This is a genomic window from Pedobacter sp. FW305-3-2-15-E-R2A2 (assembly GCF_038446955.1).
Lineage (GTDB): Bacteria > Bacteroidota > Bacteroidia > Sphingobacteriales > Sphingobacteriaceae > Pedobacter.
In genome coordinates this window covers 652,404-669,466 of record NZ_CP151803.1, presented here as the reverse complement: position 1 = coordinate 669,466, position 17,063 = coordinate 652,404, and the positions used below count along the sequence as shown (strand labels likewise).

Annotated in this window: 11 protein-coding genes and 1 tRNA gene; 5 read left to right on the top strand and 7 right to left on the bottom strand. The window is 37.4% G+C overall.

What is annotated here, in order from left to right:
* Nucleotides 1–485 precede the first annotated feature (485 nt).
* Entirely contained in the window at nt 486–1,958 is a 1,473-nt protein-coding gene (locus tag AAFF35_RS02675) for a hypothetical protein (RefSeq protein ID WP_342330791.1), read from the top strand.
* 112 nt (nt 1,959–2,070) lie between these two features.
* Here AAFF35_RS02675 and AAFF35_RS02670 read toward each other — a convergent pair whose 3' ends face one another.
* A complete protein-coding gene (locus AAFF35_RS02670) occupies nt 2,071–2,610 on the bottom strand; it encodes a Bro-N domain-containing protein (protein WP_342330790.1) in 540 nt (179 codons plus the stop codon).
* Between the two features lie 620 nt (nt 2,611–3,230).
* On the opposite strand from AAFF35_RS02670, the gene AAFF35_RS02665 reads away from it, so the two are divergent.
* From AAFF35_RS02665 to AAFF35_RS02655, 3 genes are all read left to right on the top strand, one after another.
* Nucleotides 3,231–4,556, top strand: coding sequence for a HEPN/Toprim-associated domain-containing protein (locus tag AAFF35_RS02665; protein ID WP_342330788.1), 1,326 nt, complete (start codon nt 3,231–3,233; stop codon nt 4,554–4,556).
* Between the two features lie 113 nt (nt 4,557–4,669).
* Nucleotides 4,670–5,539, top strand: a complete 870-nt coding sequence (locus AAFF35_RS02660; protein ID WP_136878775.1) for a hypothetical protein — start codon at nt 4,670–4,672, stop codon at nt 5,537–5,539.
* Nucleotides 5,517–5,891 (top strand): hypothetical protein, encoded by a 375-nt coding sequence (locus AAFF35_RS02655; RefSeq protein WP_342330787.1) that lies wholly within the window; start codon nt 5,517–5,519, stop codon nt 5,889–5,891. The genes AAFF35_RS02660 and AAFF35_RS02655 overlap by 23 nt, the downstream gene beginning before the upstream one ends.
* 380 nt (nt 5,892–6,271) lie before the next feature.
* Here AAFF35_RS02655 and AAFF35_RS02650 read toward each other — a convergent pair whose 3' ends face one another.
* The 3 genes from AAFF35_RS02650 to AAFF35_RS02640 form a co-directional block, all read right to left on the bottom strand.
* Nucleotides 6,272–8,782: a S8 family peptidase gene (locus AAFF35_RS02650; RefSeq protein WP_342330785.1), complete on the bottom strand. Its 2,511-nt coding sequence runs from the start codon at nt 8,780–8,782 to the stop codon at nt 6,272–6,274.
* Between the two features lie 18 nt (nt 8,783–8,800).
* Nucleotides 8,801–9,796, bottom strand: coding sequence for an ATP-binding protein (locus tag AAFF35_RS02645; RefSeq protein WP_136878772.1), 996 nt, complete (start codon nt 9,794–9,796; stop codon nt 8,801–8,803).
* A 445-nt stretch (nt 9,797–10,241) separates the two neighbouring features.
* Entirely contained in the window at nt 10,242–13,283 is a 3,042-nt protein-coding gene (locus AAFF35_RS02640; protein ID WP_342330782.1) for a hypothetical protein, read from the bottom strand.
* A gap of 174 nt (nt 13,284–13,457) precedes the next feature.
* Here AAFF35_RS02640 and AAFF35_RS02635 point away from each other — a divergent pair, with 174 nt between their 5' ends.
* Nucleotides 13,458–15,101 carry a recombinase family protein gene (locus AAFF35_RS02635; RefSeq protein ID WP_342330780.1) on the top strand — a complete coding sequence of 548 codons (1,644 nt, stop codon included), beginning with the start codon at nt 13,458–13,460 and terminating at the stop codon, nt 15,099–15,101.
* 354 nt (nt 15,102–15,455) lie between these two features.
* On the opposite strand, the gene AAFF35_RS02630 is transcribed toward AAFF35_RS02635, so the two are convergent.
* The 3 genes from AAFF35_RS02630 to AAFF35_RS02620 all read right to left on the bottom strand — a co-directional run bounded on the left by AAFF35_RS02630 (nt 15,456) and on the right by AAFF35_RS02620 (nt 17,022).
* Nucleotides 15,456–15,532 (bottom strand) — tRNA-Arg (locus AAFF35_RS02630).
* Nucleotides 15,533–15,640: 108 nt separating this feature from the next.
* Nucleotides 15,641–16,105, bottom strand: a complete 465-nt coding sequence (locus AAFF35_RS02625; protein ID WP_342330778.1) for a redoxin domain-containing protein — start codon at nt 16,103–16,105, stop codon at nt 15,641–15,643.
* Between the two features lie 11 nt (nt 16,106–16,116).
* Complete coding sequence (locus AAFF35_RS02620) at nt 16,117–17,022, bottom strand: SDR family oxidoreductase (protein WP_342330776.1); 906 nt, start codon at nt 17,020–17,022, stop codon at nt 16,117–16,119.
* Nucleotides 17,023–17,063: the final 41 nt, after the last annotated feature.

The following is a 17,063-nucleotide window of genomic DNA, read 5'->3' as shown; positions in this document are numbered from 1 at the left end:
GAGAACGACACCAGTTCAAATATTGCGCTGATTCAGGATGCTTTTTTTTTGCTGGCAAGTGTAGACATATCATAAAAATTACTATTTAAAGTTACCTTCAAAACCTTCCACTTTAAAACGTATTTGACCTTTACCATCTATCACAAACTTTGCAGGAATACATTTTGCACCAAATGCAGAAACTGCCGGAGGTCGTTTAGTAACTGGGTCTACCGTGTCTATGTACAAGTCAAAATTATGATCTCAAATCTTTTACCTATTTTAAAAGTATTGTTCAGGTTAAAAGTTTTGTTTGTTCATAATCAGCAAATTAGTTACACAAACGTTCAATACTAGGATCCAAACTTTGAGCTAGCAAAATCTCCCTGCTGAAAATCGACAAAAAATAAGGTAAACCCATACCAGTCCGCTGGAATATTTATTGAAACGGGCTCCACTGTATAAAAAATAAGTTCATACTTTGCATTATCAGATATTTAGAATCTATGGGCATATTCGATTTTTTTAAAACCAAAAAGAAAATAAATCAGGAAGAACAATCAGTATTAGCGGAAAACAGATCTGCTCTAAGTGTAAATTCTCAACCTAAAAAATCAATAAATGAGATGTATGCTGATAGACTTAACGCATCAACATTAAGTCAGTCGACAGGTATTTTTCAACCTGCTTCGGAAGAACAATTTCAACTCATATATAAATATCGGGAGTATGTAGTTCTTTTTACATCTATGATGTTCAGAGATAACCAATCACCTATTGCTGCCTTTGAAGATACTCAAAACAACCTGGTGGGATATTTATATGTGACAAAAGACATGAGTTTCAATTACACCGTCCCCGAGGTATTGGAAATGATGGAAACTGAATTTGAAAGAAGGATGTCTGCTGGTACTATATTATCTTACGCCATGTTTTATCATTCAGAATATAATAACGATGGCAATCATGCAATTGCTCATGAAGACAGTAAATATACTGCTATAACAATGAAGTATAATTCTGTTAATGGTCCAAAGGGCTCCATTGGCTTTCCTTATTCAATTGAGAATAATGCGGTAACATATAGAGGGTTCAGCTTTTTTTCAGATGAGCAGAATGCAAGCATATTATCTACTGAGCTAGATGAGGCTAAGAACTATTTCCAGGAACGGGTTGAAATTAAACCTGAAATTTCTGAAAATGAATTCGGATTGACGATCAAAAAGGTTAACAATGGAAGTTTAGGACATATGTGGTCTGGTATCTTCGGATTTGACAGATTAAATAAAAGTCAACAAAATGTGGTAATGGAATATGCAGCACTGGCTATGATTCAGCTTCCGGAAACATCCACAGATGAATTGATAATTTCCGGGCTCAAATATAATGAAGTCATTTTCAGAGCAATTCAGAAAAAAGACCAATCCAGAACTACCTTTTTCCCTGTACTTACAAATCCTGAATTTATTAACGTAAAAAATCAATTCATTGCAGAGTGGATTAACGCAGGTGGTCTGGAAGCCGTGATTAGTGGTGGCAGCAGCGATACTTTCGCAATGACCTATTTTGCTACCGATTACGCTGAAAAGAAAGCTATTTATCATTCACATTCAAATCTAAATATCTCGTTGAGTGGGATTATTCTATATTTATCAGAAGTAACAGAAGAAGAAATGCATTCGGACAGCGCTCCTGATTTTAGTAAAGACTTCACCATGTACATGCCACATAAAGCGTTGGGAGAACTTGGTGTCTACGATTTTATTGGAATACTGGAAGAAATCCATGATATGAACCTATTGGAGGATGGGAATATATCAGGACATATACTCAAAATCAGGCTAATTAATGATGTAGTTGCCAACGGCCGGTTTTCAATCCCGATGTTTCTCAACAATGACAATACTGAGATCAGGAACTTTCAGGTTGGGATGAAATTAGGAGGTTTATTTCAGATGCAGGGCGAGATAAAATTGTAAAAGCTTAGAGAAATCTCTAAGACTTTTTTGTGCTCCACTATAGACTGAACACAAAAAAATCTTATTAGGTTATGTCTTTCCAGACCTTTCACATCTTTATGGGTATTTACCGTCATACCGGTCCATTCCTGATGAATAATATTGGTAGCAGTACAAACTCATCTCCTTTTTGTACACCATGCTCCTGCCAATAATCAGTTAACTTATTCCGGGTTTCCTGCCCAGACATGCGCTGCTGAATCCATTTCTCAGTTCTGCCGGCTTTCTGCCAGTTTTCTCTGGCCCTATCCAGGCTTTGCTCCGGATCGGAGATTTCCTGCATCCGCTCGTAACCCACTTTGGCTAACCACATTTTAAATGGTTCGGCCTTCGGCGAGGGGATAGATTGGATTAAACGAAGTAATTGTTCCGTATCTGCAACATCAGTCATTCGCATTTTTCCATCCGCAGCTACCATTTTCAAACCGTTACAATTTGTAACGGTTTGATTCCCTTCATCCGAAAGCCTTTTTTTAAGCACCCTCCAGTACACTTGTGGATTTCCACTATCTGTCAATGTTCCAATGACATCAACAATAGAAAAATACCACTTCTGATCAGTTTCACTCCACTCTGAACGAATTCGCTTGCTTTCAAACAATTTGATATCCATATTACATACGTTAAGAGCTAATTTAATCTCTTTTTCAGCAAACAACCACAAATTATCAGGAATATATTATTTGGAATACATCAACATTTTCTTGAATAAATGCAATGTTGTGGACTATAGGAAAGTAGTTAAACGCAAAAAGCCTTAGATTTCTCTAAGGCTTTTTCTGTGCTCCCCTTCGAACTGAACTCAAAAAAATTCATAGATGATTTGAAGAAAATTGCTAGGATTAGCGAGTTGGTTGCCCAGGAGCCCCTTAGTAGAGATTTCACATTAAAGTATAGGAGAACCTGGAAAAAGAAAAAAGGATAAAAAATAGATCCTATGAAGAAAATTGGCCGATAATGCATTAAAACAAGCACCAAAAAATTCAATTCAAACAATGCATTTGCAGTCTCTAGTAGGGTATTTTTATGTGTATAAATAATCACATTTATCTCTACTAGAGATATGCTAAAAAATTAGTTTATCTCTAGTAGAGTAGTTTGAGTTTAAAAATATTCTACTTCAAAAACAATTAATACGAAATTCGGATCACTACTGGAAAGTTCATGGGACAAGCTTTATACATATTGGTGCTAAATTTCAATGCCGGAGCGAAATACGATAAAAGCCAATAATTGAATAACTTTACGACTTATCTCATTAATATGACAAGTTACGGCTCTCTTTACATCAAAAACAAACTGGTGAGATCAACGGTCGAAGATCTGGATTGGTTCACCAACCTGATATTTCATACCACCGACGCCAAGGTATATGAGCAGGAATACAGAAAAGATCATCCGAATCCCTTTTTACATACTGAAGAAAAGCATGTTTTGAGTTCTCGTGCCGGAATTCTCTTAGAAAGGCTGAACGTTCTAGGATTTTCAGAAGAGGAAATGAAGTCAAATTTTGAAGCAATGCGACAATACAGAATAAAAGAGCTAAGCTTTTTGATTGACTACCATGACACCATTGAAACAAGTAATCATATAAAAGAGCGGAAATTCTGGAAGAAATATGATCTTAATGATTTTTTAGAAAGTATACACAAGCTTGTACACGAACCTGACCTCAAAATAAAGAAGTCGTCTTACGAACGGATTTATAGTAACACCTTTAACTACATTATAGATAAGGATTATGATCTATTGGAAGCATTGCCTTTCAGCAACGACCTTTTCTCGCTTCGTGCATTTCTAACCGTGGTAGCCCCGGACACACTAGTCGTTTTTGACTACACCGACTTATATGACGCGGAAATATTCACCGATGAGGACGTTATCAATCCCAAAGAACCCCATGAACGGATTATTGTTCTGACCGAGGGCACATCAGATATTGCTATATTAAAGCCCGCCCTACAGTTGCTTTATCCTCACTTGTATGAGTTTTATAGCTTTTTTGATTTTGAAAGTTTCAATTCTCAAGGTGGCTCTGGCAATTTGGTCAATATGATTAAGTCTTTTGCCGGAGCGGGTATTAGTAACAAGATCATCGCTTTGTTTGATAATGATACTGCAGCCAGAGAAGCACAAGCCACATTAGAAGAACTCTCACTACCTCATCACATCAAAATATTAAATTACCCGTACATCTCCTTTGCAGAAAATTATCCCACATTAGGTCCTACGGGATTAAATTTCATGAATATAAATGGACTGGCCTGCAGCATTGAGTTATACCTTGGCGAAGACGTACTCAAAGAAATTAATGGAGAATTATTACCAATACTATGGAAAGGCTACAGTCCAAAAATGCAGGCATATCAGGGAGAAATTATGTCGAAACGAGAAATACAAAAACGTTATCTTCAAAAATTAGCCGCATGCAAAGCTTCAGATCAAGTATCAAATCACCAGAACTGGAACGGCATCATTTCCATTTTTGAAATGATGTTTGATGGTTTCAATTCAGAAAAAAACAACTATCAATCAGTCCTCAAGAGAGAGAGCTCTTAGTTTTCCGCTCCACCTGCTTACCTTTCGGCTGGAACCATAACACAGTAATAGGCACCTTAGTGCAAAATAGTTTTTTTTCATAAAAAAAAATGTATTTTGCAAAAACTGACCAAATGAACAACGCGACCGACCTTTCACGACGATTACTTAAATCTTATCCTGTTAAAATCCTAAAGGAGCATTTTGAAACTGCTCCAGGAAATCAAGAGGAAATCCTAGAAGAAATACTTCAAAACAATTCTCGAATTGAAATCGAAAACTTTAGTTACAGTCACTTTAATTACACTAAGCAACACATTTATATTTATAAATTTCAACACCCTTATGCACCAACTAGTATTACTCAACAACAACTTGGTTATAAAATCATCAAACAAGACGTTACTGCAAATAGGCTATTGATATTTGCTTTAGCTGATGTGACTTTTCAAGTAATTGTGAATTTTGGCGGAGCTATAAATCAGGTCGACTTGAATTTTCATCAACCCATGATGATTGAAGTAACTAGGCATTATTTAATAATCAGATTTACGGTATTGGAAAGTAAATTAACACCTTATTTCCCAGCGAACGCTGCATTGTATAGCCCAACTAAAGCCGTTGATGAAAAATCAATTCTTACACCACTTATCGCTCTTTTTGCTAATAATGCGCCTGAGAAAGCCGACCTAAATAAAGGTATAAAGAAACTTTGGGACGATGATTCGATTGACTCGCGTGAAGTGAAATTTAAAAAAAGTAAGTCAATGTCTAAGGAAACTATGGACGAAGATAATCTTGTAAAAGTGGAATATCCAGATGTATATGCGGAACTGATGAAATCACCACTAAACAAAACTCTTTTCAAATATCTTAAAGATAATGACGATCTTTGTGGTCACTTTACATGTGATCCAACTAACGGTGAGATAACGATACCCTTATATTCAAAAAACACTTCACAAATAGATTCTGTCATCAATGAGATTATTACAAATAATTGATAAGAGCTTTCTGGGGAAGTTCATTGCCAAAAAACAGGAACTTATTGCAGCTACAGATCCTAACAGAATCTACGTAGAGAATATTCGCAGTTTCTTTAATATTCCGAATAGACTGGCAAAGTTATTCTGTAACCTTGCTGTTAGAGAAGGAGTTTTTCGAGAAAAGATTGGGATTATATGCTATAATAAAGATTGTGAACGAATCATTTTATCTGTTGATAATCTTGATCAAATGCCATCGGTAATTACCTGTCAATCTTGCCAACTTCGGGAGGAATCTGAATATGACTTTAACACTGAAAGCCTTAGTACTATTATTTTTTATCAAATTGTAAGAAAGAATGGCAAGTAATATCGATGATGACAAGATCAAAGTTTACAAATTTATTTTTAATATAATTTGTCGAGCGATTATATTGCTTATTGTTTTAAGTTTATTAGTTTTTGTTACCATTTATCTGGTCCTGTATGCAAAATCCAGTGACGAAAAATGGAAATATTTGATCATTGATGGCTTCTTTGTCGGAACACTGTATTTGGTAATCCGTTATTTCTTTTCGAACACAGCTGATTAAAACTATCTATAATAGTTTTTTAGTTTGTCTCTGCCTTTTCTAAGATCTTATGCATATTTAACAATTAACCTGGGAGATAATCAATCTACAAAAAATTTAAGTGCCGATTTTTGATCTGATCCTGTTCCAAACATACTTAATACTATTCACTCAATCATCACACTCTTGCCTGAATAGGCACCTCTATATTTACCTGCTGCATAATATCATAAATCTCGACTTCAGAGTGTAAAATTTCAAAACTCACAACAAATGCATAAGGCACCTCTTGATTTAGATCATTTTCCCAACCTTTGTGCCCAATTACCGCAAAGGACAGTTCAGAAGGTAATTCAAATGATTTAAGTACTACCCAGTCTTTCTGATTAGCACTAGCCTGCCGTCTTATATCTTTAATTTTCCCCCATTTACTATTGCTCCAGATTGTCCATTTTATAGAATGTGGATCTTCAGGTTCCTCTTGTTCCTGATCCCAATCCTTTTCCACCATCTCCTTCAATACATCTGCATGAAATGCCTGACTGCTCTGTCCCAATTTACTGGATTCCCAAGTTAGCCATGCTGACAAGTAAGACCGCAGATTCTTTCTAGTTCTTCGTGGTTCTGCAGTATAGCATAGAGAAACTTCTATTAAGATATCATAAGCTTCACCCTGTCCGCGCATTTCTTCCGGCACCTTAACCGAGAAAATCTTAGCTTTTTTCGGTGCAATAGCTCCTGTTTCTGTAAAAGTAATCCGAAACGGAGTATTGTCTATCGCTCTATCCAGACTTGGGATACCATACCCCATGTGCCGTAAATGCCGGGCATGTGGATTGTGCCAAATAGCCTCTGGCAACCTAGCCGATTGTATGAGCAAAGCTTTGTAAAATAACACGTGCTCATTAGGAAAGAGTTTCTGTAAATGGCCCAAAATATGGGTCACCTGAGGAGCGCTAAATGATGTACCAATATCGACTCTACCTATGCCATGCAAACCCGTTTTCACCAATTCAGGAGATGTCTGGGGGAGGATTGTTAAATTAGAGCCGGCTTTTTCTTTGATCCAATCCCCCCCATACTCAACGACCTCCGGCTTTATTGCACCCCACATGCCCATCCCTGATCGTGAAAAAGATGAGGGAAAATCTTTTTTTCCAAATGATGCACGGTCAGCGTCGTCAAATTCACCTATACATACAGAACCAACCGTAATAGCAAAAATACTTTGAGCCGGATCAGCGATTCGCGAAGAAGGTTCAAGTAAATAACTTGGGTATGGGCGACTGGCCGCCAGATGTTCCTTAATGCCAGGCCTGTTCACCAAGGCGCCCGAGTCATTAATATTTCCCGCAGAAACTACAAAGATTTTCGCTTCTTCATGACAAATCATGTCAATAGCGGAAGCCCATTGCGACATATGACGCGTCCTGCACGGTACTCTTGTATTAATAGAGAGATTAAATATGGATATATCCCCGTTATGATCAGCTATTGTATGCATCAATTCAGGTTCAAACAGCAAGCTGGACATAGCCTTACCGGCATCCAGCACCCGTATATTGGTCAAAAAGAAAGGTGCCTGAACCGTTCCTGCTCTGGGAATTGCTGCGCCATAAAGAACTGCTCCAGCTACTTTCGTACCGTGCCCGCCATTTGGAACCTGATCGGCCACCGTAGTTTCGTGTGGGACGAAATTGATTGATCTGTCTGGCAAGATTGCAGGTTCCAGTAATATATGGTTCTGTTGAATACCACTATCTATAATACACAAGTTAGGTGAATCGATCGAGGGGGCGAGTATAGTACAATCAATTTCTCCGAAATCTTCATGAGTGAGCACTTGGCGTTCTATTTCACAGTGCTCAGCAATCTCAAACACATAGGGGTAATTTAGTACAATGTCTTTCAATGCGCGGCCAGAAAGCTCAGCACGAAAACCAAAGCTGTCTCGATATTCTACAAAACCTCCAACAAGGTTTCCGCCGCCTAATTCTATAAAAGTTTGAACTTGATCCTGGCGTTGCATCATCAACTGGTCTAGCTCAACATCTGTCACCAAAGTATTTTCATACCAGTTGGAAAGTTTAGTCTCAAAGGATTCATCACTCATTCCTTTAGTCTGTACAGGGTGATCACTCTGTTTTATATGACAGGAAATAGAAATATCTACTGTGAATTGTTCTTCATCTTTAATCCCATCCAGCCACTTCCAATACAACTCCTCATTTAAAATGTATTCAGGTCTCCACTGCTGTCCTTGCTCGATTTGCCAAAGTAGCGCAGTCCCTTGGTTCGTCTCTTTGATGAACTTACTAATCTTGGCCTTCAACGATTTAAATTGGTCCACGCTTGCACCAATAATAAAACCAGATTCCTCTTCTGCAATCACCTCCATGCCAAATCCCTTCAAGCTTTCAATATTGAAAACCTGTGGATCAACTTGCAACAATACAGGTATTATATGTTCATCAGGCAAATCTGGCAGTCCTTGCTCTTTACGCCAGGCCAGCACATCCATGTTGAGCTGTTGGATCCCTTCAGTCATCTGTAATAGTGACGTTCCGTGAGCTTTTCTATTATTTAAATTATCGAGCGAGCGTTGAGACTTACCGCGACCGGCAAAGCCCTTAAATTTATAACTGCCATCTAATATGGTCCTGAGAGGGAGATGAGGAAATTTTGCCATACAAAAGGCTTTGGTTGATTATTGGTGATAATTTTCGTTTTCTTTCAACGAATTCACAAAATCAGCTTCTTCTATCACATTCCTACCGCCTATCACTGCGAGCTTTGCTGCATCATTGGCAATTTTAACTATCAAGGCGCTAGAAAATCTATCCATTTTCTCAGCCATTGACTTAAGGGAGACTCTTTTGGATATCTTTATTGTAGCCAGTGTCGCTTTCAGTATTTTAGCAATTTCTTCGGTGCCCGGTTTAGGCATTTCTATAATATCATCAAACCGCCTGAATAACGCTTTATCCAATGTACCTTCCAGATTTGTTGTTGCAATTACAATACCTTCACCTTTATAGTCTTCTAACACATTTAGCAAAATATTTACCACACGATGCATCTCGCCTACATCCTGTTTACCATCTCTTGCCTTTGCAATAAAATCGAACTCATCGAGCAATAGAACACATGGAAAGTGCTCTACCGCTGCAAAAATATTAGTAAGGTTAGTAGCAGATTCACCCAAATAAGATGATATAATAGCCTCAAAGCGTACCTTTAAAAAAGGTAACCCTATATTCCACGCGATACGTTCGGCCGTCATACTCTTTCCGCAACCCGGACTACCGTATAATAATATGCGCTTTCTTGGCTGTAAACCAAAATGAGCTAACCGTTCCCGAGCTACAAATTCACTCTCGATTCGTGTAATTTTGGCTTCAATCTCAGCTGAAAGAATCATTTCATGACGAAGATCTTCCCTTTTTATTTCTGTAGCAAGTGGCACATTTTTCCGTTTATCAACAGGAATGGTTACACTTCCCCCAAATATAGTTTTCAGTTCACCTTTAAGCGACTGAGTAGATTGCAAATTTCTTTTCAGTATAGAATTCAGTCTATCAGCAAGCTTATGATGTCCTTTCTGACGCTCAGACTCGATAATGACACTAGCAACCTTGACAATATCATCCTTAGGCTCCCCTTCTATAGACTTAAATAAACGAAGCATCAGTTCCTGATTCATAATAATTGGCCGTTAGAGATCATTTAATTAGCTGGCTAAATTACACAATATAGTACTCAAGGAACGACAAACCTAGATTATTTTTCAACTATTCCACATTACCTTGTCGGCAGATTATTCTTTTATCTACCTATGTATTGCCACGAAGGCTTTTTGCTACTAAAGAATACCAAATTAGATTACAACAGTCTCCACTTTTCTTTAATACTTTTAACACCTTCCCCTATTGAATGTAACCAATTTTTCAATCGCGACCTTTCCAGAGTAAATGTTGAAGATAAAAAATGGAACATAGGCGGCAAGATGAAGATTCTACAAAGAATTGTTATAGATATATATCAGTATCTAGTAATTGTGATTGAATAAATCCGATTGATGTAAGGTCAATCTTTTGATTGACCTTACATATTCATCACACTCTATTATTAATAAATAATATGTACATTTATAATACTTCTTTTCGTTGGAAATCGTCCCTCTTCAGGTTGATTTCTTTCAATGGCCGTAGATCCTCAGGCAAGACCTTTCTCAGTTTATCAAGTATGCGATTTATTTTTTCAATCTCGGGCTTGTTGGACTCCCAGGATCCAAATAATCCATGTATCAATTGCATTGAATAATGGAAATATTCCTTCGTTAAAAGCGGATAAGCCGAGGCATACCACTTGGTGTATGGGTGATCAATATTGACTTCCTTGCCAGGCAATAGCGATGAATGGTTTTTAAAACGCATAAAGGTCTGTGGCTCAAAACCTTCAACAATCACAGAATTTACAGTTGATTTTGTTGACAGATAAAATCGTTTAACATCACTGCCTTCCTCATGAAAATACGCCACAGAAATGTCGAAATTAGATTCGAGAATATATTTGATTAAATTCCTGTAAAAGGCTGAGCTGTGGTAATTATTAAAAATCTCAAGATCATTTGGGGATTTTTCTATCAACTCATCAACGGATAAGACTCCGTCGCCAGTATGGATTTTGATCTCCTGATTCCAAAATTCCCTATGACTTTCATAGAATCTGGATTTTTCGATTATGCCTGAAGTAAATTCAACATCATGCTCTAATCTTTCGAAGAAATTGAATTGGTGCTGTTCAGGATTATCATATATCAGTCGGTTAAGTGAACGAAGCGCAACTAATAAATGGGCAACAGTCGGAAAGGTCATTTCACGTATTTCATTTCGCGACACAGTAAGGTTTGGTAACAATTCGTCCTGAAAATAAACGACCCCGGAACAAATAAAATTAAAATTACTAAGGTGTCCCCAATTAAGCTGATAACTATTGATTCCCCCTCTATTTAAAGCTAAGGTCTTTGTATCCTCAGGTATCCTGATGCCATTGTGGCTAAAACGAAGGACATTCAAATGATAGGGATGAAACGAATATGGATTTAAAGTAACTACATCCGGAATTTTTAGATGATCGAAAAGAAATGAAACATCTTCCGTTTCCCTCTCATCAAAAGTCTTTCCATCCTTTTTTTTGGTCTTGACACATTGAACTTCAATTTTTCTATTCTGAGAATCGAGTGTAAATCTAATATTATCATCTCTTAATAATGGATGTTCAGGTATATCGATATAAGTGATGATTAGCTGTCCTTTAATATTAGAAGAAAGAGCATCTTGAGTTAAACTAATGGGTAGAATAGATATTTTGATACCGGATTCAAGGGGCAGTTCGGTTAATGTCCTGACTTTATTGACGTATTCCTCGTTAAGTTCAAAACTTTGAGCAGTTGCCCAAGGGGTGTCCATCAGTTCTTTAAAATCACCACCAATTGCGGTTCCATCATATTCAACTGGGACTGGCGGCGCCATTAAATATCTTTCGAGAAGCGCTTTGACATCAAACCCCTCATACTCTTTGTTAGTAACAATTCTTACCGCAATTGAAGTTCCGGGCTTTTTACGGTAGTCCTTTTCCGGTTTGTTTTCAGCAGGCATGGGGGCTGGTGTATCATGCTCTTTTTTACTCTGCAACATAAAGAATCCATTTCTTCCTTCCACTGACAAGCGGTAAGGATTATTAGGCTCGTCTTTATGGACTGTGCTGATTTCGATTTTATCCCCCGCGATGAAGCATGATAACAGACCTATACCAAAGCGACTGATTGGAACGAAATCTGCATGTATCTTTTCACGAATCGCCAGCTTTTCAAGTTTGAAAGCATCAGAATTATAATAAGATTTGCCTTTTTTGAGCAAGTGTTTTTCAATGATTTCCAGGTTCATCCCCATACCGTAGTCATCGATACGGATCCATTGATACCCTTCATCATCAGTAAAGTTTGAAACAATAATTGGAGAAGCATGAAAGGTACTGTCAACTAACCTTTCTCTAAATTCGCGGTGTCTGCTAGTGTCTATCGCATTTTGCAAGAGCTCCCGCAAGAAGATGAAGTCATCATTGTAAATCCCCTCACCAGTAAGCAATTTCATAACATCGTCTTCAGCGAGTGAAAAGTGATAGTTTCCAGATCGATAGTTTTTACTTTTAATACCCTCTAAATTAATTTCGTCAGGAAGTTCGAAATGCACCCACTCGTCTGAACAAAAACGAAGAAGCCTCGCACATGCATTGAGTTCAGTTTCAATGATCTTAAGAAAACTCCTAATACCAACCTCGACTTTTGGATGCTCCGGCACGGCAATAAAGCGCAGACGAGTTCGGCCATGTTCACGCTCCACGGTAAAACCCTTTGCACTCATATGTTGCCGCCATTCCTTATCGCTGATCTGGTCATCTGCTTTATTGGATTTGTCAAGACCCAAATATTCGTAAAGACTGAGTGGGGTACGTGTGTCGTCGAAATCGAGAATATCTCCAATACGCAAAAGCAGGGCACAAAACTTCAAATCGCATTTACCTAGAAAAGTAACGCTAAATTTATCGTCATTATTTTTGATGTATTCAATTGAACTATTATGGCTTTCACATACGTTACCCAATTCAACTTTAAATGGCACCTTATCCCAGACAAATGGTATTGTGCTGTCAACATCCTGGAGAAATGGCCAAACTCGTTTCGCGTGCATCCAGCGGCAATACCAACCTATAAGACTTTCAGTCGCTTGCTTTCCATCTTCTTCAAATTGAAGTTTTGCTGCAGTGTTTATAAATAAAAACTCTTCAAACTCAGGCTCCAATGACACAGTTTTGAGCTCTTCCGGCTTGTAGACCATCCCAATATCGTGATAAACCGCACTCAATATTAATATTGCCGTCTCCAAGCCACTTAATCCTTGTAGTCGTATCCCAAGAATTTCTCCGATCAGTCGAAGAATATTGTGTTGGTGCTGTGCGTTATGAAGCGTAAACGAAGGATATGCAACTATAATGCGTTCTAATAATGGCAGGGCATGTCCAATGTGATTAATCACCATTTGGCGATTATCAGTTTCATTTTCTGTTGTCTTTAAAAAGTGCTCCCAAATGGGTAAATCAATAAATGGATTTTGTATGGCTGTTGGCATGTGTATAGCGTAAATTCAAATATATTAATTAGAAATTTAAAGTGGTTGCCTTGTCCTGCCATAACTCGCCGTCAATTCTAACTGGGACAATTAGTTTTATAATTAACAAGTCATCTTAATTCAAGAAAAAATACTACTCTGCCTTTCCATCGTAGATAACAAAAATATTCCATCATGCAAACTGCAATGTTATACATTCGTGTAAGTACTGATGAGCAGGCACAAAAAGGATACTCACAGCAAAGCCAAAGAGAACGTTTAGAAAAGTTCTGTTTCGTTAATAAAATTCAAATTCTACAGATCGTATACGAAGATCATTCAGCAAAAACCTTTAATAGACCCGAGTGGTCAAAATTATTCTTAGGCTTAAACCGTAGTAGAGTTAACAGACCAGACTTTATTTTATTCTCCAGATGGGATAGGTTCAGCAGGAATGCTGCGGATGCATATTCCATGATTGAAAGGCTTAAAAAGATGAACATTGAAACCAAGGCCATTGATCAACCTCTTAACCTCGCTATTCCAGAAAATAAAATAATGCTCGCTATTTACCTAGCAACATCCGAAGTAGAAAATGACAGGCGAAGTTTGAATGTCAGGCAAGGTATGCGTAAAGCAAAACAAGAGGGACGATATATGTGTCATGCACCGATAGGATATATAAATATCACCTTAATCGATGGCAAAAAATGTATAATACCCAAAGAGCCAGAGGCGACCTTTATCAAGAACATTTTTATCGAATTGGCCAAAGGATATTATTCCACACGTTTTATTTATAACGAAGCAATAGAGAACGGATTTAAATGTAGCTTAAATAATTTCTGGCTGATGATCCGAAATCCTATTTATTGTGGTAAGATCATAGTTCCAGCGTACGAACAAGAAAATCGGTATTTAGTTAATGGCTTGCATGAAAAATTAATATCTGAAGATGTCTTTAAACAAGTTCAACAGGTATTAAATAACAATGCAAAACCACAATGCAGAACTAAAACTAATAATCAACTACCATTACGAGGTCTATTAACATGCCCACTATGCCTTAAGATCCTAACAGGTAGTGCCTCGAAAGGTAAAAATAGGTATTACCATTACTACCACTGTATGAATGGTTGCAAATTCCGGGTTAGAGCCGATTCTATGGATGAATTGGTACTAAAAGAGTTAATACAGTTAATTCCTGGAGAATTTTATTTATCTCTTTTTCGTGTGGTCTCACAACGTGTTTATAATAAACATTTCGGCGAAGCTTCAAATACACAATCCCAAATCTTCAGAAGCATCGAAAGAACATTTGAAAGGCTAAACAAGGCTAAGGAACTTTTATTATCAGGTGAAATAGACAATGATGACTATTTCGCAATAAAAGCCGATTGTGAGTACAAAATCAACAGGATAGGAACTAGTTTGAACAACGCAGCGTTTATGATTTCAAAAGCTGAAAAAATAATAGCTGAGGCTATGCAAAAATTCTCAAATATCTCTCTAACCTACCAACAATTTGAAACTACATACAAAAGAAAAACAATCGACCTCTTAACTGCCAAACGGATACTTTGCGATGATAAGAACTTTCATATCCTTTTCACAGATGCAGTCAAATTCATTTTCAATTTAGATCATGAAATTTTGGATGCTATTACTGAAATCCAAGCAATTTCCGATTCAAATTCAGTAGAAGAATTTGTTTACTCGAAAGAATGTGAAGAAATAATAAAGTTTGAAAGCAATAATAACCGGAATATTGAGTCTAGAAATGCTCAAAATATTATATTTTTCCTAGAGAGTTTTGCAGAACTGGTCATCCATAGCTAAAAAATGAATTACTTTACTAGGGATAAAAATTCCTAAAATCAATTTCTAATCGCCCGTTATTAACTGTTTTTTATTAAATCGACAATTTTACTCTACTAGGGATATATTGCTTTGGTTCGACTCTCTTTAACTCACCCTTCCGGATATCGAACCCTTTTTTAGAATTTTGATTAAAAAAAACAAATCAAACATCTATATATCAGTATATTAAATAAAATAACACTTAAAAATTTCTAAAAACACTAAGATTTTATAGTTCAAAAATCAGCCAATCCGTAAAAATTGTAATAATCTGAATATCAAATGAATGAATAAAAAAAGAGGGAATCTCATTGCTGAAATTCCCTCTTTCTGTGGTGCACTTGTAGGGATTCGAACCCCAAACCTTCTCATCCGTAGTGAGATGCTCTATCCAATTGAGCTACAAATGCATTTCCGTTTTCGTTGTTTCGTTAACGGACTGCAAAAGTAGTGTTTGAAATTGATTTTACAAATTTTTTTTTAAAAAAATCAATATTCTCAATCAGAAAAACACGCGCTTATGCTTCTATTGAACGCTTAATCGCATCAAAGTCAGGCATATTACCTGCATCTTCCAACACTTCTGAGTGAATAATTTTTCCTTCTTCATCAATTACAAAAGCCGATCTTTTAGAGACTCCTTTCATATTGAAAGCAAAATCTTCGTACAAAGCACCGAATGCTTTAGAAGTTTCTTTGTTAAAATCAGACAACAAAGGGAACTGATAGCTTTGTTCTTCTTTAAATTTAGCCAAAGCGAAGGGAGAATCTACGGAGATACCCACTACATCGGCATTCATTCCCTCATAATAGCCAAAGCTATCTCTCATCGTACACAGTTGTGCAGTACATACCCCTGTAAAAGCCAATGGGAAGAAATGAACAACCAGTTTTCTACCTTTATAATCAGATAGCGCTACTTCTTTCAGGTCTGAGCTGAATAATTTAAAATCCGGGGCTTGATCGCCAACTTGTAATGCCATAGTATGTATATTTATTTATTCTTTAACTGCTCGTCTAATATCGCTAATCCTTCTTGAAAACTACGAGGCTGATAGCCAAGATCACGAATCGTTTTATCTAAAATGAATCCTGTTCTTACCGGGCGCTTAGCGCTCTGGTTTAACGTTTCTGCACTGATCTCTTTGATCAGGCTTTTATCCAGGTTCCAGTAATCTGCTACCTTTCCTACCAGTTCGGAAATGCTCATCATATCCTTTCCGGAGGCATTATAAACACCCTGTGCATTTTTAGACACCGCGAGTAAGCAGCAATCCGCAAGATCTTCTGCCAGAGTTGGCATGCGCCACTGGTCATTTACGACATTAATAGGTTCGCCTTTTTCCAAAGCACCTTTTGCCCATAATACAATATTACTACGGCTCATGTCACTCACAATACCATATACGATGATTGTTCTCAGGATTGCCCATTTTCCACCTGCAGCGATGATCGCTTCTTCGGCTTCCAATTTGGTTTGTCCGTAATAACTCAAAGGACATGCCGGCGCAAGTTCATCATACGGTCCGTTGGCCCCATCAAAAATAAAGTCTGTAGACAAGTGAATCAGCTGTATATCGAACTTCTTACAAACCTCAATTAAGGTTTCCACAGCGCCTACATTCAACTCCTTTGCCAACTCTTTTTGCGACTCACAAGTATCCACATTCGTCATTGCCGCGGTGTGAATGATCGCATCCGGTCTGTATTTTGCCACCACTTCTGCCACATTTACCGGATTAAGGATGTCCATTTCCGCATAAATATATCCTTCTTTAACAGGAAAACGATTCTCCCCTTTTGAGGTTGCAATGAGGTTAAAATCTTTTGTCGCCAGTACCCGTTCTGTGATCTTCTGCCCTGTAAGGCCGTTACTTCCTGTTACTAATATAGTTTTCATCAATTATTTTTTCTTTTTAACAACGAATGCAGCATTGAAAA

Bases quoted from the DNA above. Each gene is read 5' to 3' on its own strand.
- AAFF35_RS02675 (WP_342330791.1), top strand. From the start codon at position 486: ATGGGCATATTCGATTTTTTTAAAACCAAAAAGAAAATAAATCAGGAA.
- AAFF35_RS02670 (WP_342330790.1), bottom strand. From the start codon at position 2,610: ATGGATATCAAATTGTTTGAAAGCAAGCGAATTCGTTCAGAGTGGAGT.
- AAFF35_RS02660 (WP_136878775.1), top strand. From the start codon at position 4,670: ATGAACAACGCGACCGACCTTTCACGACGATTACTTAAATCTTATCCT.
- AAFF35_RS02655 (WP_342330787.1), top strand. From the start codon at position 5,517: ATGAGATTATTACAAATAATTGATAAGAGCTTTCTGGGGAAGTTCATT.
- AAFF35_RS02650 (WP_342330785.1), bottom strand. From the start codon at position 8,782: ATGGCAAAATTTCCTCATCTCCCTCTCAGGACCATATTAGATGGCAGT.
- AAFF35_RS02645 (WP_136878772.1), bottom strand. From the start codon at position 9,796: ATGAATCAGGAACTGATGCTTCGTTTATTTAAGTCTATAGAAGGGGAG.
- AAFF35_RS02640 (WP_342330782.1), bottom strand. From the start codon at position 13,283: ATGCCAACAGCCATACAAAATCCATTTATTGATTTACCCATTTGGGAG.
- AAFF35_RS02635 (WP_342330780.1), top strand. From the start codon at position 13,458: ATGCAAACTGCAATGTTATACATTCGTGTAAGTACTGATGAGCAGGCA.
- AAFF35_RS02625 (WP_342330778.1), bottom strand. From the start codon at position 16,105: ATGGCATTACAAGTTGGCGATCAAGCCCCGGATTTTAAATTATTCAGC.
- AAFF35_RS02620 (WP_342330776.1), bottom strand. From the start codon at position 17,022: ATGAAAACTATATTAGTAACAGGAAGTAACGGCCTTACAGGGCAGAAG.